The organism is Scrofimicrobium canadense (assembly GCF_009696615.1).
GTDB lineage: Bacteria > Actinomycetota > Actinomycetes > Actinomycetales > Actinomycetaceae > Scrofimicrobium > Scrofimicrobium canadense.
The window spans coordinates 124,873-149,360 of record NZ_VULO01000002.1 but is presented as its reverse complement, the minus strand read 5'-3'; the positions used below and the strand labels follow the sequence as shown (position 1 = coordinate 149,360).

The following is a 24,488-nucleotide window of genomic DNA, read 5'->3' as shown; positions in this document are numbered from 1 at the left end:
CTACTTTGCTAGGCCAGACGTCTCAACGCCGCCTTGACAGTGTCGCTATGAGTGCTTGTCCAGTAGGGCAACAACGAGTTACGCAGATATTGACCATACCGGCGCGTATGGATACGAGAGTCAAGAATCGCCACCACTCCACGGTCATCCATTCCTCGCAGCAACCTGCCAGCCCCCTGAGCCAGCGCGAGAGCTGCCGGTGCTAAAGACACTTCGTGGAAAGAACTCCGCCCAGCGCGTTCTGCTGCTCTTTGCTGCGCGGCGACGATAGGGTCATCGGGCCGCGGGAACGGGATTCGGTCTAGTACTACCAGTCGGCAAGAGTCACCTGGAACATCCACCCCCTGCCACAACGACATTGTTCCAATAAGGCAGGAATCGCGATCTAGGCGAAATTCTTCCACGAGTGCGGGTACATTATCGTCGCGTTGAAAAAGGACGGTAAGCTCGGTTTTCTCTCTAAGGAACTCCGTTGCCGCCTCCGCCGCCCGCCATGACGAGAACAGTCCCAGCATTCCCCCGCCAGATGCCTCCACCAAGGCCAATAGTTCAGCAAGCGCCTGGTCATCTGGCCAATCTCTTCCCGGGTCTGCTAGGTGTGCGGCCACATAGAGAATGCCTTGTTTTCCCGGGTCGAAGGGAGTACCTACATCAAGGTAGTCACACTCTCCTCGTCCAATGCCACTGGCCCATTTGATCTGTTCAAAGTTTCCCCCCACACTCAAAGTCGCGGAGGTGAGTACGGTAGTGTGCCGCGAAAACAATGTGCTGTAGAGCTGGGGAGAAACTGCGAGAGGGGCAATATTTACGTAGCGTTCATCGTTGCGGCTCTTACCTATCCACAAAATCATCTGTTCTGGTTCGCGGCTCCAGGCGTCCATTACCTCGTCGATGCTTTCAAGACCTGCGCGTACTCGAGCCACGGTGATTTCTTCAGTGGCACCTTTCGCACCCTTGATACGGGAACGCAGGGATCGGGACGCGTCATCTACGGCCATCATCGCAGAGCTCAGTTCTTCTGTGCGGATTACCAACAGACCCTCAGCACAGTCGTCCAGGGCCGCCTCAAGGCGGTGTGAGGCATCTTCAAGCTCTCCTGCACCACTGCGTGAGAGACTGCGGGCAACGCGGGCCAGGCGCCTTATCTGGCTGGGCCACAGCTGCGCTGTGCCCTGTGTGCGAACGCGAGATGCCAAGTCATGCGCCTCGTCTATGACGACCGCATCAAAATCTGGAAAGATTTCTGGGTTGCCACCGACCATAACCGCTAAGAGCGCGTGATTAGTGACAATAACGTCAGCATCGAAAGCTTTTTCTTTTGCGGCAGCTGGAAAGCATTCATCAAGAAAGGGGCATGCGCGCCCGATGCATTCACGACGCGACACAGAGACTTGTCTCCACGAGGCAGGACTTACTTTGAAGGGGACATCGTCTTTATCTCCGCTCTCGCACTCCAAGCCCCATTCTCGCAAAGCTGCCACTTCTTCGGCCCCAGTGGCACCGGAATAAGCATCATCCCACAGCAAAGCGTCATCGCCTTGGTTCAAACGCAGCCGGCACAGGTAGTTACTCCACCCCTTGAGTACCTGAACATTGACGGCTTTGCCCGTCACTTCTTCCACCGCTTCTGCTACGGCCGGAGCGTCCCTTGAGGTGATCTGTCGTTGCAGAGCAAGGGATGAAGTCGCCACAATTTGCACTTGCTCACTGAGCGCCGTACGCAGCAGTAGTGGCGTGAGATAGCCGATCGACTTTCCAACGCCAGTACCGGCTTGGACTACCAGGTTTCTCTTTTCAGCAAGGCTCTTCGCGACAGCTTGGGTCATTTCTTGTTGGTTGCTTCGGGCAGAACCCCCTAAGTTCTCTATTACTTTTTTAAGGGCCTCCTCGCTGAGCTGCTGTAATTCGTCCTTATTCACGAGGCGATATTTGCCTCTCCGAGACGTGCCGCGAGTCCTTCACCAACGCGTGCGACGAGGCGCACCCCATCTTCGCTCCATTCTTGTTCGAGTATTTCCCCATCCTCATGGACTTCACTGAGAAGCGCACCTTCGGAGAAGGGCAGCATGACGTCAACCATGATCTGTGGTCTGGGCAGGCATGCCGCTATCTCTTCTTGGAGAGCTTCAATACCTGCGCCTGTGCGTGCTGAGACCTCGAGTGCAGCTGGCAAGCTGACGCGCACCGCTGCAAGAGTGCCAGGATCTGCCACGTCCACTTTGTTGAGAACTAGAATAGTCGGAATCTGCGCGGCTCCGTCAATCCCCGACAATACTTCATTGACCGCACGAACCTGGTTGACCGGATCTGGATCACTGGCGTCGACAACGTGAACAATCACGTCAGATTCAGCGATTTCTTCCAGGGTAGACCTGAAAGCTTCAACCAACTCTGTGGGTAAGTTAGATACAAAGCCAACAGTATCGGTGAGCGTATAGACACGTCCATCTGCGGTGGTAGTTCTGCGCACAGTTGGGTCAAGCGTGGCAAAGAGAGCGTCTTCTACCAATAAGTCACCATCGGTGAGTACATTCATCAGTGTCGATTTACCCGCGTTCGTGTATCCGGCGATAGCAACTGACGGAATATTTCCGCGTCGTCGAGATGCCCGTTGTTGGTGTCGCGCTGGGGCCATTTGGGCGATCTGACGGCGTAGTCGTGCCATGCGGATTCTGATTCTGCGGCGATCCAGTTCTATCTTGGTTTCGCCAGGACCGCGTGATCCGATTCCTGCACCTGCTGCAACCCGGCCGCCTGCTTGGCGGGACATCGATTCTCCCCAACCGCGTAGACGCGGCAAAAGATATTCCAACTGGGCCAGTTCCACTTGGGCTTTGCCCTCTCGTGACTTAGCGTGTTGAGCGAAAATATCAAGAATGACGGTGGTACGATCGACGACTTTCACCCCCACAGCATCTTCTAAACCGCGCCTTTGAGAAGGATTGAGCTCGCCGTCGACGATAACGGTATCTGCGCCTTGTTCCCGCACTACCTCAGCCAGTTCCTTTGCTTTGCCCTTTCCAAGGTAGGTAGCCGGATCTGGTTTATCACGGGTTTGGAGAAAACTACCTAATACCTCTGAACCTGCAGTATGAGCTAAAGCCTCAAGCTCTTCGATAGACCGTTCCGCAGCGGCAGCCCCTCCCGTGCGCAACCCTACAAGGATGACTTTCTCAAGGCGAACCTGCCGATATTCAACTTCACCGATTTCTTCGAGTTCCGCACCATGAATCGCGCGTCTACGCGTACCTTCACGGAATTCCCGCTCAAGCGCGCCCGCCTCTTCCGCTATAGGCTCCCGCCCTGCCTGGCGCGCCAATACTCGTCTGGCAATCTCTCGTGCGCGGCTGTCATCGGCTGTGTTCATGCTCCAAGTCTGCCACGGGTAGGCTGTAGCCGTGACACACCATTACTTTTCCCAGTCCCCCATTGCTGGGGCAGACGAACGACATCTGGTGACTTTTTCGACTCGTGGACACGATTTTCAAGTATGGGTAGCAGGTCAGGTCTTCTCAGCTGGACGCCTCGATCCTGGCACTGCAGAACTACTCCGAGCAGTACCTTCTCTCCCCAGTACCGGCACTTTCCTTGATCTAGGTTGTGGTTGGGGCCCGGTTGCCATCACTGCTGGGGCAGAATCGCCCCAGGCGGAAGTTTGGGCGGTAGACGTGAATCCTCGCGCTGTAGCACTGACAGCAGACAACGCCAAGGTCAACAGTGTGGACAACGTGAGAGCTATGGACGCGTCGGAGGCTTATCAGGAAGCGCAGGCGCGGGGGACACAGTTTGATGTGATCTTGTCTAACCCCCCGGTGCGTGTCGGAAAAACAGCAATGCAAACCATGGTCAAACAATGGTTGGACCTACTATCACCTACCGGTGTGGCATGGCTAGTGATGAGTAAAAATCTTGGCGCAGATTCTTTTATTACTTGGCTAGGTAATCAAGGTTTTCAAGCTCGCAAGCACTCTTCACGCAAAGGATTTCGGATTATCGAGGTTCGCTGCCTCTAAAGCGCGTTCTAACAGCTGCGGTCCTGCTGGCAACCAGTGGATACGCGGATCACGCCGGAACCATTTCAACTGACGTGATGCTAGTTGCCTGGTGGCCAGGGCAACCTGAGAGATGGCATCGGCAACCGTCATCTCCCCGGCCAAAACGGCGCGAGCTTCTTTATAGCCAGTAGCCTTGCAGGCAGTGGCATCGTCCTTTAAACCTTCGAGAAGCCTAGCCTCTTCGATAATGCCCTCGTCGAACATTTTTTGGGAGCGCTGGTTGATTCTCTGGTCTAAGTGATCCTTTTCCCACGCAATGGCAATCTGCACGGTCCCCGGGTAGACGTATTCATACCGTGGCAGCGAAGCGGAGAACGGCCTACCGGTAATCTGTATGACTTCTAAGGCGCGCACAACCCGCCTGAGATTGTTCGGGTGTATTACTGCGGCTGCTGCAGGGTCAAGGCTTTGAAGGCGGCTGTGCAACGCGTCCGTTCCTAGAATCTTACCTTCCTCATTCAGCTTGGAGCGGATAGCAGGATCCTGGCCCGGAAACTCAAAATGATCCAGAAATGCCCGAAGGTACAGACCTGATCCGCCGGCAATGACCGCTCTGCTGCCGACTCTGTCGAGGTCAGCACGGGCATGCGCTTGATAGGCGGCAACAGAGGCATCTTCATGGACGTCAAGCTGATCGAGTTGGAAATGAGGGATACCTCGACGCTCCTCCACGGGTACCTTGGCAGTGCCAATGTCCAATCCCCGATACAATTGCATCGCGTCGGCACTGATAATGGGGATGCCAAGGACCTCAGCCAGGTCTAAGGCCAGATCAGATTTTCCCGATGCCGTCTGACCGACCACTGCGATAGGAGGGATAGTAGCCACACCACAAAGCTACTATTGAGATATGCCAGAGCCAAACGACCTCACGCCTCCAGTGACCCGTGACCGTATTCTTAGCATTTTAGAGGACTTGGGGATCTCTCCGATGCTCGACGGCGAGGGTGATTTGGCAATATCTCTGTTCCCTTACCTGTTCTACATTGTCACGCAGAACCAACATCCCATTTTGGGTATCGGTGCAGCACCACGATCAGTCGATATGCGATACACCGAGTTAGCCAGTGAGTTTGTCGCCTCTCATAATGCTGACTTTTATGCTCCAAAAATGTACTCAATGGTGTCAGACGAGGGAAAGATACGTTTTCGGCTTTCTCACTGTTTCAACTGGGATGCTGGAGCAACGGACGAACAGATCTCCAGTGAAATCGATGCGTTCTTACGCGGTTCGATGGATGCTTTCGGACGCATGGAGGCAGCATTTCCAGATCCGTGGGCCTTAGGGGACGAGTCATGATCGAAGCATTTACTCTTGAGCGGGTCGGATCCTACTTTGACCAAGTAGGTTACCACTGGGCCTATGATGACGATGCACTTGTAGGATCGTGGAATGAGATCTATTTCCGTTTCAGTGCGGCCGAAGACAGTCACTGGCTATTGATTCAGACAAAGTGGGAAGCACCTGAAGAAGTGGGGCACATTGACCCCAAACAGGCCCGCTCACTGCTACAAAATGCCAGCAACGAATGGAACAGACAATACCTTCAACCAACAGCTCATCCTGTGAATGACACAGATGTCTGGAAAGTACTCCTTGACCTAGCAGTCTTTTTTGGCGCGCCTTGCACCGATAAACAAATCGAGGTCGCAATAGACCGCGCCATTGACGTTCACCTTCAGGCTCACGAAACGCTACCGAATCTTCTGGCACCCATCATCTAGCCACGCACCGCGCACGATTATCGAGGCCGAACCGTAGGCATTCCCAAGGAGACACCTACTGGCTCTTCTTTTGCCTGGGCAGCCTCCCAAGCATCCCCAGCCCTAGTTCGCCGAACTGTCACAGGACCTTCAGCCAAAAGATGGTGGGGGGCGCCGTGAGTGATGGTGGTAGTCACCATGTCACCAGGCCGCGGCGCGTCAATGCCCTCGGGAATAGAGACGTGGACCAGGCGATTGTCAGCGGCGCGACCTGTGATACGAGACGTCGATGCGTCCTTGCGTCCACCAAACTCGCCTACTAGCACGTCGACAGTTCTTCCAACCTGCTTTTCATTTTCCTCTGTAGAGATACGGTTTTGAAGCTTCAGTAGTCGGTTGTATCTATCGGAAACCACCTCTGGGTCAACCATATCCTCCCGCGCAGCCGCTGGAGTTCCGGGCCTTGGCGAGTAGATGAAGGTAAAAGCCGAAGCAAAACGGGACTCTTCGACGACTTCGAGTGTCTGTTGGAAATCTTCTTCTGTTTCACCGGGGAATCCGACGATGATGTCCGTGGTAATTGCCGCATCTGGAATCTGCTGGCGAACCCGCTCAAGGATTCCCGCAAACCGCGAGCGGCGGTAAGACCTTCGCATTTGCCGCAGCACTGCATCAGATCCGGATTGCAGAGGCATATGCAGACTTGGCATCACGGCCTTAGTCTCTGCCATTGCCTCGATAACATCATCGGTAAATGCAGCTGGGTGAGGAGAAGTGAATCGTAATCGTTCAAGTCCCTCCGTGTTGCCAACAGCCCTGAGTAGATCAGCAAATGCCCCGCGTTCTCTGAAACTCACTCCGTAGGAGTTCACATTCTGCCCTAGAAGTGTTACTTCTATCGCACCTTGAGCGACCACTGCTTCAACTTCGGCGAGGATTTCCCCTGGGCGGCGATCCCTCTCTCGACCGCGAAGCCGAGGCACTATACAGAATGTACACGTGTTGTTGCACCCTACCGAGATAGAGACCCACGCTGCGTATACAGATTCGCGTTTGGTGGGAAGCGTCGAGGGAAATACTTTCAGTGAGTCTTCAATCTCCACAGCCGCTTCACGGTTGTGCTCAGCACGTTTGAGAAGAGCAGGTAAGACATCAATGTTATGGGTTCCAAAGACCGCATCAACCCATGGCGCCTTTTCAACGATGCCTTCACGCATTTGCTGGGCTAGGCAACCCCCTACCGCGATTTGCATTCCGGGTCGTTCTCTTTTGACCGACGCGAGCTGTCCTAGGTTGCCAAAGAGCTTATTAGCGGCATTCTCGCGTACTGAACAAGTATTGATGACAACAACATCGGCCCCCATGTCACCGGCATTGGTTGCCCGTGCTGACAGCTCAGGGACTTGATCAACCGGCGTCAGGCCCATTTGTTCTAGTAAGCCTGCCATGCGCTCTGAATCGTGCTCATTCATCTGGCAGCCTAATGTTCGCACAGCATAGGTGCGGGGAATATTCTTCTCACTCATCGGGCGATAGTCTAGCAAGCGTAAGAGTCAATGCTTCATTCACAGCCAAGTCACGAATCTCTTGGCGGCTACCTTCCAGGTGCAGTGAAAAGACCTCGATGCCCTCTGGCATGGCAATACCCACGAATACGGTACCGGCAGGCTTGCCCTCTGAGCTTCCGGGACCGGCCACACCAGTGGTGGATATCGCAATGTCAGAATGGAAAAGCTTACGAGCACCCGAGCACATTTCCTGGGCTACTTGAGAGTTTACGGCTCCATGAGAACTCAGAAATTCTTGATCTACCCCTAAGAGCTCAGCCTTCGCAGAATGCGAATAGCTGACGATCCCCCCAAGGAACACTTCGGAGGCACCTGGCACATCAACGATAGAGGAGGCCAGCAATCCGCCTGTCAGTGATTCGGCCACTGCAATGGTCATTTTCTTTTCTTTGAGAACCTCAACAAGAGTTCGATTGCTCATCAAAAGCCTTTCCTACAGCCGCATAGCACATACTTTCAGAGAAACCACGCCTTCCTAAGAATGCTAGGAGGCGCCGTCTTGCAGTAGCCTGAGGAATCCCTGACATCTTTTGAAGGCGGCTGCGTGCCAGATCAATAGCGCGTCCCAACTCATCATCGTCATCAAGCCCACTCAATGCTGCTTCAATATTCACATCACTCAGCCCTTTATTGCGCAGTTTTATTGCAACGGCGCGTCTTGACAGTCCTGAGTGAAAGTAAGAGATAGCGCATGCTGATGCAAACTTAGCGTCGTCAATCAGCTGTGCCGCGTAGAGACGTTGAATGACATTCTCTATTTCATCTTCGTCAAAATCACGCCTGGCAAGTTTTGTGCGAAGCTCATGTTCTGAGTGGTCACGCTGCCCCAGGTATCTCAGGGCGGCATCCCAAGGAGAAGCCATTAGAAACCTGCGTCTTCGGCGCTGTCCTTACCTGCTTTGTTGGACTTAACCAGTTTCTCTTCAGCCAGGGCATCTTCTGCTTCAGCTACAGGCTCCCCGATACCTAAAGCAGCTAGGATTTTCGCCTCGATCTCATCAGCTAGCTCAGGATTGTCGATAAGGAATTGCCTTACATTTTCCTTTCCCTGCCCAAGCTGATCTTTGTCATAGGTAAACCACGACCCAGATTTCTTGACTATGCCGCTTTCTACACCCATATCGATGATCGAGCCCTCACGCGAAACACCTTTGCCATAGAGAATGTCAAACTCCGCTTGTTTGAAAGGCGGAGCCATCTTGTTTTTGACAATCTTGGCGCGGGTGCGGTTACCGACAGGCTGGCCTGCCTCTTTGAGCGTCTCAATACGGCGTACATCAATGCGCACTGAAGAGTAGAACTTAAGCGCCTTCCCACCGGTTGTTGTTTCAGGAGAACCAAAAAATACGCCAATTTTTTCACGAAGCTGGTTGATGAAGATTGCTGTTGTCCCCGTGGAAGAAAGTGCGCCGGTGATCTTACGCAGAGCCTGACTCATCAAACGAGCCTGCAAGCCCACGTGAGAATCCCCCATCTCTCCCTCAATTTCAGCTTTAGGTACCAAAGCCGCAACCGAGTCGATCACGATGAGGTCTACTCCGCCAGAGCGAACCAACATATCGGCGATCTCAAGTGCCTGTTCGCCCGTGTCTGGCTGAGACACGAGGAGTTCATCAGTGTTGACCCCTAGAGCCTCCGCATAGATCGGGTCAAGCGCATGTTCGGCATCAATAAAAGCCGCATTGCCACCAGCGCGTTGCGCCGAGGCAACAGCATGAAGCGCAACTGTTGTTTTACCAGATGATTCTGGTCCATAGATTTCAACAACGCGCCCGCGAGGTAGCCCACCAATGCCTAATGCTACATCCAGCGCCAACGAACCTGTCGGGATAACCTGAACGGGCGGGCGACTCTCATCCCCTAAGCGCATGATGGAGCCTTTACCAAATTGCCGATCAATCTGGGCTAATGCTAGATCTAGAGCCTTGTCACGGTCAGCTTCAAGATTCTTAGTTTTTTTCTCACGAGCCATACTGGTTTTCTCCCTTTAGTCCGTCGGTCTCTCCGACCGCCAATAACGTCTGGTCTTCCTTTGCATGTTTCCCCTCTCCGGGGTACATGAACAACCGTATGCCCGACCACCGACATGTAGTTTTTTGTCATTCCTCATATGGGGACAACGTACTCTTGGCTGCCAGTGGATAGACTATCTAGAACACGTGTTCGATTACGACTCGACACGCCGAGGGCGTCGATATATCCACCGTGTCTTTTCATCCGCGTCTGTTTCTTCCATGAGAGCATCCCACACTTTCGCTGGAGGTACTCCCGCGGCTAAAGCTTCTTCCGCAGTAGCATCAACACGAACAAGGTAGAGATCACGGGCAAGCGAATCGCCCTGGACCGACCCGAAGGCCAGTTCCAGGGCGTCTCGAAATTCGCTGGTTCGCACTAGGCCGTGGGAACCGGAAGCAAATCGTCCGGCACCGTGTCCGGAACACTATTTACTAATGACATGCGGTCTGAGACCTCACGCAATACCCACCACAGCGGGACTGCAAGAGCTTCGCAGATAGACTGTAATAGCTCTGACGAGGCTTCCTTTTGTCCGCGTTCAACTTCAGACAAGTATCCCAAAGAGACCTGCGCGTCGGCAGATACCTCACGCAGAGTCCGACCTTGAGAAAGTCTTAGACTGCGCAGGACCTCTCCCAGTTCTACCCGCAACAGGGGTGTCACCGGGGCATATTTGCTCAGATGCTCTGGGTACTTGTTCTCCATCAACTTTCCTGGATACACATGGTTCTTGATGCTCATACTATAGATAACGTCCTTCCCCTCATATTTCTTCCACGCCGTTACGTGAGCTTCGCCACACTATTGAGCAATACTGCCAGCCGGAGATAAGAGTTTGAGCCAACGTAACTACCGCCAGGATGACTAAAACCCAGAAAACTACACCAAGCACCACCTCGGAAAATACAAAAGTGCTCCAAGGGATCAACATGAGAAAGATCAGTCCCATTTGCAGGACTGTCTTTATTTTTCCGCCACTGGAAGCTGCGACAACAACCCCTTTACGGCGCAAAACCTCACGTAGGACAGTAATACCAATCTCTCTGATGGCGACTAGCACTGTGAATACCCAAAAATAGGGAATGGGCCCATTGATAGATAGCAAAACGAATGCGGTAAGTGTGAGCAGTTTATCCGCAAGAGGATCAGCTAGCTTACCAAAATCGGTCACTAAATCATATGAGCGTGCAATATGACCGTCGAGCTGATCGGTCAAGCCAGCGACGACAAATACAGCCAACGCCCACCACTGTGTCGCGGTAGTTCCCCATAGGTAGAGGACTATAAAAACAGGGATGAGAAGAATCCGAAAAACAGTCAATGCATTGGGAACATTGACTATGGGATAACGCCTACTCACATCTTTCGTGGCCATCATCTCCCCTTCTCTGTATATGTCTGAGGCTACTCATTACCAGAGGTTACGTCCAATGGCATCGTATTTCCTGGGATAGAACTAGTTGGCACCGAAAGCTGCATGGTACTCTCCTCGTGCACCTCTCCAGCGTGGTCTGGAGCAGCTGACTCGCCCCTGAGCATAGCCAAGACTCCTGGGAGGTCTTCAGGTTGCACTAATACTTCGCGCGCTTTAGATCCTTGAGAGGGGCCTACTATGAAGCGCGACTCAAGAAGGTCCATGAGACGTCCCGCGCGAGCAAACCCGATACGCAGCTTGCGCTGCAACATAGAAGTTGAACCCAACTGGGTCGAGACAACGAGCTCGGCGGCCTCAAGCAAGTCATCGAGATCGTCTCCAATGTCTTCAGCGACTTTAACTTCTACCGCTGGTTGATCAATATCCTCGCGATACTCCGGCTCTCGTTGGCTCTTTGTAAAATCAACGACTCGTTGAATCTCTTCTTCATCAACCCACGCGCCCTGCACACGCAACGGTTTAGCTGCACCGGCCGGCAAATAAAGTGCATCACCTTGCCCGATGAGTTTTTCAGCTCCGGGTTGGTCCAAAATAACCCGCGAGTCTGCAAGAGCGGAAGTGGCAAATGCCAGTCGCGATGGGATATTTGCTTTGATGAGCCCAGTAACCACGTCAACGGAAGGCCGCTGCGTCGCAAGTACGAGGTGAATTCCTGCCGCCCTAGCAAGCTGAGTGATGCGTTGCACCGATGCCTCAACATCACGGGGAGCGACCATCATGAGGTCTGCTAACTCATCGACGACCACCAGGAGATAAGGATACGGTTTCAAAACCCGCCCCGATCCGGGCAATGCTGTCACTGTCCCTTCACGGATGGCACGGTTGAAATCATCAATATGCTTATATCCGTACAAGGAAAGGTCGTCATAGCGCGCGTCCATCTCTCGGACCACCCACTCCAACGCTTCCGCAGCCTTCTTGGCGTCGGTAATGATGGGCGCTACCAGGTGAGGGACCCCCTCGTAAATAGTTAACTCAACACGTTTAGGATCGACCAAAACCATCCGAACCTGATCGGGAGTAGCCCGCATCAAAATAGACACAATCATCGAGTTAACAAAGCTCGATTTACCCGATCCTGTCTGACCAGCAACCAAAAGATGAGGCGTACGCGAAAGCTTCGTGACAACGTAAGCACCCTCAACGTCTTTTCCAACCCCCACCATCAGGGGATGATTTTCCCGGCTTGCTGCAGGCGCACGCAGTACGTCGCCGAGTGCAACGGTTTCGCGGTCAGCATTGGGAATCTCCACACCGATCGCGCTCTTTCCAGGAATCGGAGAAAGAATCCGAACGTCGGCACTGGCAACCGCATAGGCAATATTTTTCGAAAGAGCTGTGATGCGTTCGACCTTGACGCCCGGCCCTAAAGCTAGTTCATAACGCGTTACTGTCGGCCCGCGTGAAAAACCAGTGACTTTCGCGTCAATATTGAACTCGTTAAGTACCCTAGTCAAAGCCGCGATCACTGCGTCGTTGGCTGCAGAATGCGTTTTATGAGGGGGGCCTGTGACAAGAATGTCAGCCGGCGGCAGCTGATACGGCGCTATCTCTTGTCCCTCTTCCCCTTCTGGGGTTGGCGGATTGATAGAAAAGACAGTCGTCTCGGCATCTTCAAAAGCGACGCGTTCCGGTTCTTCTGGCGGCTCATGGACGACATACGGCTCTACGGCCGTCTGGTCGAACACTGGAGCAGATTCTTCTGGCGGTGCAACAACAGCGGTTGGCGCCTCATCAAGATCAACGTCAATGGTGTACGCCTGCTCGTAGGGAACTGCTTGTGTTGCCTCTTCCAGCCACTCGTCACCTGATGAAGCAAAAGCACTGGTATCACCGGTCTCAGCGGGCTTCTCAGGTGTGTTACTGCGATTGACCAGGGATCGAATCGCTGAAGGCACCTCACGCAAAGGCAGTCTTGCCATTAACAGCGAAGAGTAAATAAGCAAGAGCACGAGAATTGCGCCAGCTCCCCACGCCGACAAAAGCATCGTGAGAGGGTAGGCAAAAAACCATCCGAAGATGCCGCCAGCGGTTTCCAAGTTTTCGAAGGGACGCAGTGGTGGATTTCCTCTGCTTACTTGCACTAGACCGGTAACCGCAAATGTGATTCCCAGCCCCCCAGCTACTCTAAATGGAAGATTTTCTGGGTGCTTGCGAGATCTGAAGAGAAGAATTGCGGCGGCTACTAACAGAAGGGGAGCTGCAACCGAAAAAATGCCGATAAGTCCAGCAACTCCATGATGGATTGCCGTACCCGCGCTTCCCGAAATTCCAAACCATTCGCGCAGAGCTACGATAACGGCCACTGCCAGAAGTACAAAAGCTAGAGCATCCCTTTTCAGCTGAGCATCAGTTGCCCGCCACCCGGCAACCATCGCCGCGAAGCCGCGTCCGATGGCTTTACCAGCCCGCGAAAAAAAGCCCGGTCCCGCGGGAGGTGTTGTGGACTCGGTTTTTGTACCCTTGATTCGTCCTTTTTGGACAGTCTTCTGCTTGGCCATAGCGTCACAGAGATTACCAGCCTATAGGCAAATATCGGGCACTGCCACGCCGTGGCTACACCCTTCCGCGCTCCATGACCTGGTCAATCTCCGCTGGCGTTGGGGCGGGCAAACTGGTTTTTCGTGCGACCATGAGTGCGGCTGCTGCATTTGCTCGCTCGCAAGCCGCCACAAGGTCTAGACCTTGAAGCAAAGAAGCACACATCGTGGCGACGTGAGTATCCCCTACACCAGCGTTGTCCATGCGGTGAGCGGCATAGGGCTCCAGACGGATCTTTTCAGTGTAAGCATTCTGTTGCACTTCACACCCCATCACGCCGAGTCGGCGCACCATAGCCGTGTCTGGAGAAACAAAGTCTCTGATGCTGACCCCTGGGGCCGACTCTTCAAGGATTCGTGTCAACGCAGCGGCTTCTCGAATGTTCATGGTGACAATATCTGCACGCTCAAGAAGAGCAACCCAAATAGGGTAGGGAACCTCTTCCACTGCCGGTGATACTGACAGCACAAGAGTCACATCGTCAGGGAGCGCACCGCCCCATTCGGCGAGAACTCCTGCAGCTGGAGACGACAAATCGGCCCCACTGACGTGGACTAAATCACCGGGAAATAACTCTATATTCTCCATCTCCTGGAACGTGGGTTCCGATTCAACGCCTGGAGTAATGATGGTTGTGGTATGCCCGTCGGCCTGCACCATCACTATGGCTACGCCGATATCTCCCACTAAAACGTCGGTGAGAACGTGAATGCCCGCCGCTTTGAGCTGCCGGCGCACAGTATACGAATTAGGGCCTGTACCCAGCGGCGCAGCAAGATTCGTATTGACCCCCTGCGCTGCTGCTACCGCCAGAGTCGTAAAACCACCACCGGGCATTGAGGTTGCTGACAGTGCCCGAACTGAGGACCCGCGTTCCGGCATCTGCTGTAGAGATATATTTACTGAGAGCATCACGGCATTCGTCGTGATGAAACGTCCTTCACCACTCATTGTTCAACAACCACCGGAACCAGCATCGGACGGCGCCGTAATTTCTTCGCCACCCAGCGACCAAGAGCGCGGCGCATAGCCTGTTGCAGAGCGTGAGGCGTTGTTTTGCCTGCGCCCCACGCGTCATTGATGGCACGGACGAGCTGGGGTTTTACCTCGTCAAATACGGTTTCTTCTTCGGCAACGCCCACTGCCCGAATCACGGGACCTGCCAGGATAGTTCCGTCTTCTTTATCGATAGCTGCAAAAACCGAAACGAACCCCTCGCTGCCGAGAGTAAGCCTTTCTTTAAGCTCGTCATCAGAGATTTCACCAACAGACTTTCCATCCACGAATACCAACTCGACCGGCACTGCGCCTGCGACTCGAGCCTGTCCGTCAATCAAATCGACAACAACCCCGTCGTCGGCAAGGACGACGTTTTCAGGCGAAATACCCGTTTTGACTGCGAGCTGCCCGTTAGCAACCAGATGCCGAGTCTCGCCATGTATCGGCATAACGTTCTTTGGCTGAATAATGTTGTAACAGTAGATGAGTTCTCCTGCAGAAGCGTGCCCTGACACGTGGACCTTGGCGTTGCCCTGATGAACGACCTTACAGCCTAATCGAGTCAGATCATTGATCACGCGATTCACCGAATTCTCGTTGCCTGGTATGAGAGAACTAGCAAAGACGACTGCGTCGCCAGGGCCAACTGAAATCGATGGATGCGCAGCGGTGGCGATGCGCGCTAGTGCGGCCATCGGCTCCCCCTGTGAGCCTGTCGCCATATAGACACGTTGAGCCCGAGGAAGCTGGTTCAAGGTCTTGAGATCAACCACCGTGTTGTCGGGAACGTGCAAATATCCGCGTTCCTCAGCAATGCGCATATTGCGTTCCATGGAGCGGCCAACAAAGCTCACTTTGCGCCCCGTATAGGCAGCTGCATTGACTACTTGTTGGACGCGGTGAACATGGCTGGCGAAACTAGCAACGACGACTGTGCCGGGAGTATCAGCGAATACTTGGCTGAGGATTGGTCCTATTTCTGATTCTGGGGCAATGAATCCGGGAACTTCTGCGTTGGTGGAGTCAACCATAAAAAGGTCGACTCCTTCTTCTCCAAGGCGCCCAAAGGCACGCAAATCTGTCAGTCTGCCATCGAGAGGTAACTGGTCCATTTTGAAGTCGCCAGTGATCAAAACATTGCCAGCCCGAGTACGAACAAATACTGCTAGGGCATCAGGAATAGAGTGTGTGACCGAAATAAACTCGACATCGAAGGGGCCAAGTGTGAGACGATCTCCCTCTTTGACAACGTGCAGGCCTGTGGTCGGAAGACGATGCTCTTGCAGCTTTGGCTCCAAGAAAGCCAAAGTGAGTTCTGATCCGTAGATGGGAATATCTGGGCGAAGCTTCAGTAAATAGGGAACGGCTCCGATGTGGTCTTCGTGGCCGTGCGTGAGAACCAGAGCTTCCACAGCATCGAGGCGATCAGCAATCGGTGAGAAGTCTGGCAGTATCAGGTCCACACCAGGCTGGTTGTCTTCAGGAAAAAGAACTCCGCAATCATCGATGAGTAGTTTGCCTTCAGTTTCCAAGGCATTCATGTTTCGGCCTACTTCACCCAAGCCGCCAAGCGGAATAACCCGCAAGCCATTTTTTACCAACGGTGGGGGCTCGGGAAGGTTCTCATACATCGGCATCATGACTCCTAGTCTGCCATTCTCATCAGTTATCTAAAGTTGCGTGCCAGAGGTGTTGCACTAAAGGTGCCCCTGGACTTTCTAGGGTCCTACGTTTTCCAGCCGGCCCGAAACCCGCCGATTGAATGAGACCTATCAAACCCGACTGTTCTGGAAGTAACCACATGGACAATTCTGGGACGTCAGCAAGATCAGCAAGAGCAGCCAATAGCCGCGAACCGTGACCTTGACACCGTGCCGAAGCATCTACCTCTAGCGCGAGGATTTCTCCTTCGTTCATAGCGGCAAAACCCACCGAAACGCCTTGGTCTTCAGCGATGAGTACGACTCTTCCACCGCTTTGTTGTCCAACAGCTTCTCTCCAGTTCTCAATCAAGTCTTGAGCGGCAACTGGAGTATCGAGACTCAAGTCATCAAATAGCTCCGTGAGGGAGGCTGCCTGAAGGCTGGCTATGAATTCTGCATCACTGACCTTTGCCTCTCGGACAAACTGCCGTCCGGGCCCATCGTGATGGCTATCTATCTCACTCACTAGGGCTCACGACCGCCTTGGCTCGTCTTATGGAAAGCGCATCACTGGCTAACTGCATGAGGTCCTCTTTACAGACCGCCTCTATGCGTGCCAAAGCACCATCAATGGAAACGAAACGTCCGGTGAGCTCGCTACGACCCAATCGAGACATGCGTGAGGCCGAGTCTTCCATACCCAATGCGATCCCCCCTCGCAATTGGCCTTTGGCTCGAATCAATTCAGATTCGCTCAAATCTCCCTCAGCTAGACGCTCCACCTCGCCCCACATAATTTTTTCGACTTCTGTGATGTTCTCCGGCGCACATCCTGCGTACATGCCGAAGACTCCAGTGTCAGAAAAGGACATATCAAAAGCGTAGGTTGTATAGGCAAGCCCGCGTTTCTCACGAATTTCTTGGAACAGACGCGAGGACATTCCCCCACCAAGAATTGTGGTAAGTACAGTACTGACTGGACGCAGTGAATCATTGGCTTTCAACCATTCGCCGCCAACAAGGATGTGTGCCTGTTCGATATCGCGATCCTCGTAGACGCTACCAAGGAAATCCGTTTCAGTGGCCATGCTGTCTCCACGACGAGGCGAAGGACTATCGGCGGACTGCCGGTTCCAGTTCGATTCGTCTAAGGCCTTATCGACCATCTGGCAGATAGCATCATGGGAAACATTCCCTGCGGCAGTAACGATAAGTCTTGTTGGGCCGTAATGGTTACTGTAAAGCGAACGGATTTGCTCTGGCGATGTGGCTCGAACGCTTTCCGGACTGCCGCCGATAGGTCGGCCTACAGGCGTGTCGCCATAGATGGCGCGAAAGAAAGCCTCTTGGGCAACTTCAGCAGGCGAATCTTCTGCCATGGCTAGCTCGTCAAGAATAACTCCACGTTCAGTTTCAATGTCTTCTTCACGCAAGAGCGAGGATGAAACCATGTCGGTGAGAGTATCTACCGCCATGGGAATATCGTCATCCAGGACCCTAGCCCAATAGTGTGTAGATTCTTTGGCCGTTGCTGCATTCGATTCGCCACCGACCTCATCAAAAGCCGTCGCCAGATCTAACGCACTCCTATTTCTTGTGCCCTTGAAAAGCAAATGCTCCAAGAAATGCGCTGCACCACCTTGTGCATGCGTTTCATCGCGCGATCCTACGGGCACCCATAGCCCTATCGTTGCCGAACGAGTTCCCGGTACATTTTCGGTAAGAACGCGAATACCCCCCGGAAGGATAGACCGCGACATCTGAAGCGGTCCGTCCTCGTAATGTTCTTCAGGTCCATCTATCTCTAGAGGTAAGTGTGTGGGAGGTACGGGATCTGTGTAGTGGATCAATCTTTTTCCTCGGCGATTTGTTCAAAAACTGGTGCTTCTTCAATACTCGACACATCTGCGGCCAGCACCGGTTCTGGTTCTGGTTCTGAGGCTTGTTCGCGGCGAGAGATCGCCCCAATTACTCCAAGGAACAGAGCCAATACTGCACATATTGTCGTGACCAGCATAAACCATACCCCAGTCGCAAATCCCAATTGCAATTGCATCTGCAAGGTGATGGCCATGGCTGCAGCCATGGTAAGTGTCATCAAAATGCTGGCACTGGCCACCCAACTCCAGAAGCTACGGGGCGAAAGATCCCACCAGGCTCGCCCTAGCGCCAAAAGAGCCATTGCAGCTAAAGCTGGCGATGCAATCACGATGATCACTGACACCGTCATGGGTGCAATCGTGTTGGGAGTTCCCGTTGGCAGTGAACCAGTGAGCCAGAGGATAAGCCAAGCGACGGCATCAAGAACAAAAAGGAAACCGAAGAAGAGTGCGTCTGTGTAGCGGGTCATGAAGAAAGTCTAGTTGAGCGTGGGGTACTGTGTCAGATATATGCGGAAGCCCCAGGTGACCCTGGGGCTTCCGCGGTATTCATTTCACAAGCATGTCGATATCTCTATTGTCTTTGAGAGACAATCGACATATCTCATACCACCGCATACATGAATGGTTATTCAGCTTTGTTCTCATCTGAGCGGCGACGACGATTCCGCTGACGAGGGCGGCGCGGACGCTCAGATTTCTCCGATTTTTCCTCACCTTTGTCATTTTCTTTGGCTTCAGTCTTAGCAGCCTCAGCAGCCGCTTTTTCTGCCTCTTCGTCTACTACCGCATGCAATGAAATTTTGCCTCGGTCACCAATCTCGTGGATTTCCACCTCGACCTGTTGCCCCACCTGCAGAACGTCTTCAACCTGTTCCACGCGCTTTCCGCCAACAAGGCGACGAATCTGCGAAATGTGCAAAAGGCCGTCTTTCCCCGGTGTCAGAGAGATGAAAGCACCAAAAGGAGCCGTATTCACAACGGTTCCCACGAAGCGCTCCCCTACCTCAGGCATTTGAGGGTTAGCGATCTGGTTGATCAATGTGCGGGCCGCCTCAGCAGACTCCCCGGTGGTGGCTCCAATGAATACCGTGCCATCATCTTCGATATTGATGTCAGCACCAGTGGACTCTTGGATTTCGTTGATCATTTTGCCTTTAGGCCCAATGACCTCACCGATTTTGTCGACAGGGATCTGCACAGTAATGATGCGAGGAGCAAAGGGGCTCATCTCATCAGGGGTACCGATGGCGCGCTCGATAAGATCGAGAATCTCGAGGCGAGCTTCACGCGCCTGCCCCAAAGCACTCTTCAGCAGTCCAGAGTCAATGCCATCGAGTTTGGTATCCAGTTGTAGTGCAGTGATGAAATCACGTGTACCTGCAACCTTGAAGTCCATGTCGCCGAAGCCATCTTCAGCGCCAAGAATATCTGTCAAAGTTACGGCCTTTGGCTTACCATCAACCTCTCCGGTCATCAGTCCCATGGCGATGCCTGCCACGGGTGCACGCAAGGGCACACCGGCTTGCAGAAGCGACAATGTTGAAGCACAGACAGACCCCATGGAGGTTGATCCATTTGAACCGAGGGCTTCAGAGACCTGGCGAATCGCGTAAGGGAAGTCCTCGCGGCTTGGGATGACTGGACGCAGTGCACGCTCAGCCAAGTCGCCATGGCCGATTTCGCGGCGCTTAGGTGAACCAACACGACCGGTTTCGCCGGTTGAGTATGGCGGGAAGTTGTACTGGTGCATGTAACGCTTGGAAGTAACAGGGCTGAGGTTATCCAGCTGCTGTTCCATGCGTAGCATTGCCAAAGTGGTGACACCGAGAATCTGTGTCTCTCCACGCTGGAACAACGCTGATCCGTGAACGCGAGGCAAAACCTCTACTTCTGCAGATAGCGAGCGAATTTCACGAGGTGTACGACCATCCATGCGGATTTCGTCGCGCAGTGTGCGTGAGCGAATAGTTTCCTTCTCTAGTGAACGGAATGCCGCTTTGAGTGCCTTTTCGGACTCTGGGAATTCCTCGAGAAGCGCACCAATGGTCTCATCGCGTAGAGCTTCTACAGCCTCAAGTCTGGCCAGTTTACCTTCGGTAAGAAGTGCCTGAGCTAGCTTATCGCCAATCTTGTTCTCGACAGCCTTGTATTCTTCATCCGTGTAATCGAAGAATAGAGGGAACTCGCGGGTTTCCTTCGAAGCCTTGCTTGCTACCTCTACCTGCGCCTCACACAGAACCTTGATGAAAGGTTTGGCCGCTTCAAGGCCATCAGCTACGATGTCTTCCGTGGGCTTCACGCCACCGGATTCGATGAGCTCCCACTGACGATCGCCGCCACCGGCTTCCACCATCATGATGGCTACGTCTTCGGTTCCGTCTTCTTTGGTGACGATGCGTCCAGCAACGACCATATTGAAAACGGATTGCTCCATTTCAGAAAAGCGCGGGAAAGCAACCCATTGGCCGTCAATCAAGGCAATGCGAGTTCCGCCGATGGGGCCAGAGAAGGGCAGCCCAGCAATCTGGGTAGACATGGATGCAGCATTGATAGCCACGACATCATAGGCATCGTCTGGGTTGACTGCCATAACAGTTTCAACGACCTGAACCTCGTTGCGTAGGCCCTTGACGAAGCCGGGGCGCAGCGGGCGGTCAATGAGACGGCATGCCAAAATCGCTTCTGTACTAGGACGTCCTTCACGACGGAAGAACGATCCGGGAATACGACCAGCAGCATATTGGCGTTCTTCCACATCAACCGTGAGGGGGAAGAAGTCAAACTGGTCTTTGGGATGTTTGCCTACTGTTGTGGCAGACAGGACGACTGTTTCGTCATCCAAGTAGGCCACGGCAGAACCTGCGGCCTGGAGCGCAAAGCGCCCGGTTTCAAAGCGAATAACACGCTTTCCGAAACGGCCGTTGTCGATAACGGCCTCGGCAGTCACAAAGGACTCGCCTTCCATATATTTCTCCTTGAATTATTTTCTCCAAGAAGTTGGAGTCGGCCTTCGATCGAAACCCTCGGCATACAGGCAAATGCTTGAGTCCGAGAGTCACTGTCGAAAACCGCGGCTGCACAACATCTTGGTTCTATACTGCAAAAATGGCCCGGCTCGGTTGAGTCGGGCCACATGGGACTAGCGACGCAGTCCCAGTCGATCGCGCAAGGAACGGTACCGTTCCACGTCGATTTCTTCCAAGTACTTCATCAAACCGCGACGGCGACCCACCAGCAGCATCAGGCCGCGACGTGAGTGGTGATCGTGCTTGTGAGTCTTGAAGTGTTCGGTGAGGTCAGCAATCCGCTTTGACAGCAGCGCCACCTGCACCTCGGGAGAACCGGTATCGCCCGGGTGAGTTGCATACTCAGCAATGATTGCGTCTTTTTCTTCTTTGCTTAGGGCCATTGTTTCTCCCACTATCCGTTGCGCGGAGCGCTGGGACCTTTTCCCAGGCATACGTAGCCGCGGCCGATCTGACGGCATCAGCAAGTTTATCAGGGGCACCCCACTGCCGGGCAGACGCGCGGGTGAGATTGAGCACGAAGAGACGTCTTCCCACTACCTCTTTAGTTTATGCTCGATACGTGAGTCAGCATTCGTCCTCGGACACTCCCCGGTCACGCCGCACACTCAACTGGGTTGCACTAGGCGGTTTCGCCCTTATCATTGCAGTAATTTCTATTCTTCTTCTCGCTGGCAAAACAGTCGATGCCGTTCATCCGATCGGGGCTCTCCCTCAGTCTGAAGTAGAACCTCCACAAAGCGCTGAATCTCCCGTAATGCCCTGGAATGAGAACGAATGCGTCGTGTCTTTTGTTGGTGGTGCTGCCCCCGCACCAAGCATCACACTAGAGAAAGACAAACTCTATTCTGATCTACCGACCCCCACCAATCCGGGTCAGATTTTTGCCGGATGGTATCGCAGTGAGGAAGCCGCTGCCTCATTGAACACAGCGGAACGGATCAACGGGGCGCGACTGGTCGAATGCCCCAGCGGACACGAAACTCTCCATGCTGCATGGGTCACCCCCGAGCGGGTTAACGAAGAAAAAGCTTCCATTCCGATTCTGATGTACCACCAGTTCACTGACAAGCCAGAAGGCGAAGACAATTGGCTTCGGGATAACTACATGTATATCGGTGACTTCGAAGCTCACCTGCAATACATCAAAGAGGGCAACTTCTACTTCCCCACCTGGCCGGAGCTTTCAGCGTTCCTCGACGGAAACCTCTTTCTTCCCTCGCATTCACTCATCATTACTGATGATGATGCCGATCCCACGTGGGTGACCATGGCGGCGCCTTTAGTTGAGAAGTACCAGGTTCCTGTGACGTCGTTTGTTATTGGCGTCGATGGCCCTGGCCCCGAATTGTCACAGTGGGTATGGAAGCGTTCGCACACCTACGATATGCATTCAGCTGGCGAGGACGGCCAAGGGCGCATGGTGAACTGGGGAGCAGAAGCCATCGCAGAGGACCTTCAAAAATCAGCTGACGTAGTCGGCGGAGTCAAAGAAGTAGTTGCCTACCCTTTTGGCCATCACAATGACACAACTCATGAAGGCCTGTCCTTGGCAGGGTTCGACCTGGGTCGAACCACCGAGCACGGGTATGTGAGTGCAGATACTCCAAAATATGCGCTTCCGGTAATCCGCATGAACTATGGGATGGGTGTGGACGTCCTCTCGGCCGCCATCGGTTAGACAGTCAGCGACTGTCGCACTTCATCCACACTGGGCTGGCCAGGGGCAGTCGAAGTTCCGGCATGAGCAAAAGTGAAAGCATTTCGCGTACCCGGCTGTCCTACCCGGGTACGTACACCGGCTTCTCCCATGCCCACAATTACAGTGGGGATAGGAAGAGCATCATTGGCCCACACCTGCGCTTCTTCAATCACAGTGGCCTCATCATCGTTATTGACCATCCAGGCTATCTTAACGATGTCTGCTCCCATTGCCGCCATCTCTTTGACGCATTCGCGCAGGCGATCAGCAGTCACAGCCTCATCAAAAACGTGCTGTGATACGACGACAATCGACCCTAGTTCGCGGGCTTCCACAATCAACTCAGGCGCGTCAGGAATAGCTGCTTCAATATCTACAGCATCTGCCCAATGGGCTGCCTGCCGCAACAGCCTGCGATACTCCCCTGATCCTTCACGCAAAGGAAATCTCCCTCCTTCGCGTTTTGTTCGCAGCGTAACCAATACTGGAATGCGATGGATATCCCGCAATGTCAAACCAAGTGTCTCTAGCTCAGGATCAACCAAGCCGTCGACGCGCCACTCGATAATATCTGCGTCACTGTCAACGGCAGCTTGCCATTGTTGGACTATCTCGCTTTTAGTAAAGGCCGCCACTGGAACAGCAATCCTCATGGATGTATCACCCACAGATATACCGTTGACGCCCGGACGTCCTATTCGCAATTCATGATGGGAAGTAGACTCAGCCACCCGATCCTCCGTCTTCCGCTAGATGCAGTTTCTCTCGCTCCCAAGGAGTCAAGTCCCGCGAATCCAACCAGCCATCTGGCAGATGCGGGCGTTTGGGACTTCCTGCTCTTCCGCGCGCACCATGTGCCGCGGCAGGAAAGGGCTGGTCCAAATCGAGGGAAGCTGTTCTTTCTTCCAGCTCCACATATGAAGATACCAACCCCAGTGCCCCGCGGGTCTCACCTCCAACTGCGAATCCTCGCAGATACCATCCAATATGCTTTCGCATTTCACGCATGGCTCTTAGTTCATCCCCCATTGTGTCAACCATGAGAGCCGCATGGCGAAGAATTGTCTGTCTAACCTGAGCCAGATTAGGCGAGTCAGGAACGGCTTTTCCATGGAGCGCCGCGCTCAGTTCGGCAAATAGCCACGGACGGCCCTGACATCCTCGTCCAATGACAACAGCGTCACATCCAGTCGCGTCCATCATCCGTTCGGCATCCGATGCGCTGAATATGTCGCCGTTACCGAAAACCGGAATATTCAAAGAATCCTTAAGTCGGGCTATCCATTCAAGATCAGCTTTCCCCGAGTAGTACTGCTCTTGGGTCCGCGCATGGAGACTTACTGCGGACACTCCCGCATTTTGTGCTAGGCGCCCCGCCTCCAAGGCGGTTGCATGGTCCCCATCGATGCCTATGCGCATTTTTACCGTGACAGGTACATGCCCAGCAGCGGGAGCACTTTCATCTGCCGCAGCGACAACAGAACGAACGATTGCCTGGAATAGGTCCCGCTTCCACGGTAGAGCAGCTCCACCTCCACGTTTGGTAACTTTGGGAACTGGACATCCAAAGTTCAAATCGACGTGGTCCGCGTAGCCGCCCCGCACCAGCGACCTGGTTGCCTCCCCCATACTGACAGGGTCGACTCCGTAGAGCTGAACCGAACGAACGCGTTCCGTCGGGTCGGGTTCGACCATTCGCCATGTTTCAGGGTTACCTTCGGTCAGTGCACGTGCAGTGACCATTTCCATCACATAAAGTCCTGAAGGCGCGTCCGTTGCCGCGAGCTGAGAGCCATCAAGAACTGACTCACCAAACTCACGGCACAGGCGCCTAAATGGCAGGTCGGTCACTCCTGCCATGGGGGCCAAAATCACCGGTGTCCCGATAGACAACGGCCCCAGGTAAAGAGGTTTTT

24 protein-coding genes are annotated in these 24,488 nt (G+C 53.7%); 4 read left to right on the top strand and 20 right to left on the bottom strand.

Annotated features, from left to right (window positions below; translation table 11 throughout):
- Positions 1 to 8: 8 nt before the first annotated feature.
- Both FYJ24_RS13315 and hflX read right to left on the bottom strand, forming a co-directional pair.
- Positions 9 to 1,919, bottom strand: coding sequence for an ATP-dependent DNA helicase (locus tag FYJ24_RS13315; protein WP_154543155.1), 1,911 nt, complete (start codon positions 1,917 to 1,919; stop codon positions 9 to 11).
- The gene (gene hflX, locus FYJ24_RS02235; protein WP_154543153.1) at positions 1,916 to 3,367 is read right to left on the bottom strand and encodes a GTPase HflX; all 1,452 of its coding nucleotides are present in this window, start codon (positions 3,365 to 3,367) and stop codon (positions 1,916 to 1,918) included. The genes FYJ24_RS13315 and hflX overlap by 4 nt, the downstream gene beginning before the upstream one ends.
- A gap of 31 nt (positions 3,368 to 3,398) precedes the next feature.
- Between hflX and FYJ24_RS02230 the strand changes: the two genes are divergently transcribed.
- A complete protein-coding gene (locus FYJ24_RS02230; RefSeq protein ID WP_318656464.1) occupies positions 3,399 to 4,013 on the top strand; it encodes a class I SAM-dependent methyltransferase in 615 nt (204 codons plus the stop codon).
- Here FYJ24_RS02230 and miaA read toward each other — a convergent pair.
- Entirely contained in the window at positions 3,972 to 4,883 is a 912-nt protein-coding gene (gene miaA / locus FYJ24_RS02225; RefSeq protein WP_318656463.1) for a tRNA (adenosine(37)-N6)-dimethylallyltransferase MiaA, read from the bottom strand. The genes FYJ24_RS02230 and miaA overlap by 42 nt on opposite strands.
- A gap of 22 nt (positions 4,884 to 4,905) precedes the next feature.
- Between miaA and FYJ24_RS02220 the strand changes: the two genes are divergently transcribed.
- Positions 4,906 to 5,355 (top strand): YbjN domain-containing protein, encoded by a 450-nt coding sequence (locus FYJ24_RS02220; protein WP_154543151.1) that lies wholly within the window; start codon positions 4,906 to 4,908, stop codon positions 5,353 to 5,355.
- A complete protein-coding gene (locus tag FYJ24_RS02215) occupies positions 5,352 to 5,780 on the top strand; it encodes a YbjN domain-containing protein (protein ID WP_154543149.1) in 429 nt (142 codons plus the stop codon). Before FYJ24_RS02220 ends, FYJ24_RS02215 begins: the two co-directional genes overlap by 4 nt.
- Positions 5,781 to 5,797: 17 nt before the next feature.
- On the opposite strand, the gene miaB is transcribed toward FYJ24_RS02215, so the two are convergent.
- From miaB to rpsO, 15 genes are all read right to left on the bottom strand, one after another.
- Complete coding sequence (miaB, locus tag FYJ24_RS02210; RefSeq protein WP_154543147.1) at positions 5,798 to 7,285, bottom strand: tRNA (N6-isopentenyl adenosine(37)-C2)-methylthiotransferase MiaB; 1,488 nt, start codon at positions 7,283 to 7,285, stop codon at positions 5,798 to 5,800.
- Complete coding sequence (locus FYJ24_RS02205) at positions 7,278 to 7,748, bottom strand: CinA family protein (RefSeq protein WP_154543145.1); 471 nt, start codon at positions 7,746 to 7,748, stop codon at positions 7,278 to 7,280. The genes miaB and FYJ24_RS02205 overlap by 8 nt, the downstream gene beginning before the upstream one ends.
- The gene (locus tag FYJ24_RS02200) at positions 7,726 to 8,190 is read right to left on the bottom strand and encodes a regulatory protein RecX (protein ID WP_154543143.1); all 465 of its coding nucleotides are present in this window, start codon (positions 8,188 to 8,190) and stop codon (positions 7,726 to 7,728) included. The genes FYJ24_RS02205 and FYJ24_RS02200 overlap by 23 nt, the downstream gene beginning before the upstream one ends.
- Positions 8,190 to 9,299: a recombinase RecA gene (gene recA, locus FYJ24_RS02195; RefSeq protein ID WP_154543141.1), complete on the bottom strand. Its 1,110-nt coding sequence runs from the start codon at positions 9,297 to 9,299 to the stop codon at positions 8,190 to 8,192. Before recA ends, FYJ24_RS02200 begins: the two co-directional genes overlap by 1 nt.
- Positions 9,300 to 9,494: 195 nt before the next feature.
- On the bottom strand, positions 9,495 to 9,719 hold the full coding sequence (locus FYJ24_RS02190) for a DUF3046 domain-containing protein (RefSeq protein ID WP_318656462.1): 225 nt from the start codon (positions 9,717 to 9,719) through the stop codon (positions 9,495 to 9,497).
- On the bottom strand, positions 9,719 to 10,048 hold the full coding sequence (locus tag FYJ24_RS02185) for a helix-turn-helix domain-containing protein (RefSeq protein WP_154543331.1): 330 nt from the start codon (positions 10,046 to 10,048) through the stop codon (positions 9,719 to 9,721). The genes FYJ24_RS02190 and FYJ24_RS02185 overlap by 1 nt, the downstream gene beginning before the upstream one ends.
- Positions 10,049 to 10,106: 58 nt before the next feature.
- Positions 10,107 to 10,721: a CDP-diacylglycerol--glycerol-3-phosphate 3-phosphatidyltransferase gene (pgsA, locus tag FYJ24_RS02180; protein ID WP_225871928.1), complete on the bottom strand. Its 615-nt coding sequence runs from the start codon at positions 10,719 to 10,721 to the stop codon at positions 10,107 to 10,109.
- A gap of 26 nt (positions 10,722 to 10,747) precedes the next feature.
- Entirely contained in the window at positions 10,748 to 13,279 is a 2,532-nt protein-coding gene (locus FYJ24_RS02175) for a DNA translocase FtsK (protein WP_206192443.1), read from the bottom strand.
- Between the two features lie 55 nt (positions 13,280 to 13,334).
- Positions 13,335 to 14,270 carry a PfkB family carbohydrate kinase gene (locus FYJ24_RS02170; RefSeq protein WP_206192442.1) on the bottom strand — a complete coding sequence of 312 codons (936 nt, stop codon included), beginning with the start codon at positions 14,268 to 14,270 and terminating at the stop codon, positions 13,335 to 13,337.
- Positions 14,267 to 15,958, bottom strand: a complete 1,692-nt coding sequence (locus tag FYJ24_RS02165) for a ribonuclease J (RefSeq protein ID WP_154543139.1) — start codon at positions 15,956 to 15,958, stop codon at positions 14,267 to 14,269. Before FYJ24_RS02165 ends, FYJ24_RS02170 begins: the two co-directional genes overlap by 4 nt.
- Positions 15,959 to 15,980: 22 nt before the next feature.
- Complete coding sequence (locus FYJ24_RS02160; RefSeq protein WP_154543137.1) at positions 15,981 to 16,487, bottom strand: GNAT family N-acetyltransferase; 507 nt, start codon at positions 16,485 to 16,487, stop codon at positions 15,981 to 15,983.
- Positions 16,480 to 17,811 carry a M16 family metallopeptidase gene (locus tag FYJ24_RS02155; protein ID WP_225871927.1) on the bottom strand — a complete coding sequence of 444 codons (1,332 nt, stop codon included), beginning with the start codon at positions 17,809 to 17,811 and terminating at the stop codon, positions 16,480 to 16,482. Before FYJ24_RS02155 ends, FYJ24_RS02160 begins: the two co-directional genes overlap by 8 nt.
- Positions 17,808 to 18,311, bottom strand: a complete 504-nt coding sequence (locus FYJ24_RS02150; RefSeq protein ID WP_154543135.1) for a hypothetical protein — start codon at positions 18,309 to 18,311, stop codon at positions 17,808 to 17,810. The genes FYJ24_RS02155 and FYJ24_RS02150 overlap by 4 nt, the downstream gene beginning before the upstream one ends.
- 158 nt (positions 18,312 to 18,469) lie before the next feature.
- Positions 18,470 to 20,809, bottom strand: coding sequence for a polyribonucleotide nucleotidyltransferase (locus FYJ24_RS02145; RefSeq protein ID WP_154543133.1), 2,340 nt, complete (start codon positions 20,807 to 20,809; stop codon positions 18,470 to 18,472).
- A gap of 174 nt (positions 20,810 to 20,983) precedes the next feature.
- Entirely contained in the window at positions 20,984 to 21,253 is a 270-nt protein-coding gene (gene rpsO / locus FYJ24_RS02140; protein ID WP_154543131.1) for a 30S ribosomal protein S15, read from the bottom strand.
- 179 nt (positions 21,254 to 21,432) lie between these two features.
- Between rpsO and FYJ24_RS13310 the strand changes: the two genes are divergently transcribed.
- Positions 21,433 to 22,551, top strand: a complete 1,119-nt coding sequence (locus FYJ24_RS13310; RefSeq protein WP_206192441.1) for a polysaccharide deacetylase family protein — start codon at positions 21,433 to 21,435, stop codon at positions 22,549 to 22,551.
- On the opposite strand, the gene FYJ24_RS02130 is transcribed toward FYJ24_RS13310, so the two are convergent.
- Together FYJ24_RS02130 and dusB are read right to left on the bottom strand one after the other, a co-directional pair.
- Positions 22,548 to 23,303, bottom strand: coding sequence for a type I 3-dehydroquinate dehydratase (locus FYJ24_RS02130; RefSeq protein WP_154543127.1), 756 nt, complete (start codon positions 23,301 to 23,303; stop codon positions 22,548 to 22,550). The genes FYJ24_RS13310 and FYJ24_RS02130 overlap by 4 nt on opposite strands.
- Entirely contained in the window at positions 23,296 to 24,474 is a 1,179-nt protein-coding gene (gene dusB, locus FYJ24_RS02125; protein WP_154543322.1) for a tRNA dihydrouridine synthase DusB, read from the bottom strand. The genes FYJ24_RS02130 and dusB overlap by 8 nt, the downstream gene beginning before the upstream one ends.
- Positions 24,475 to 24,488 lie beyond the last annotated feature (14 nt).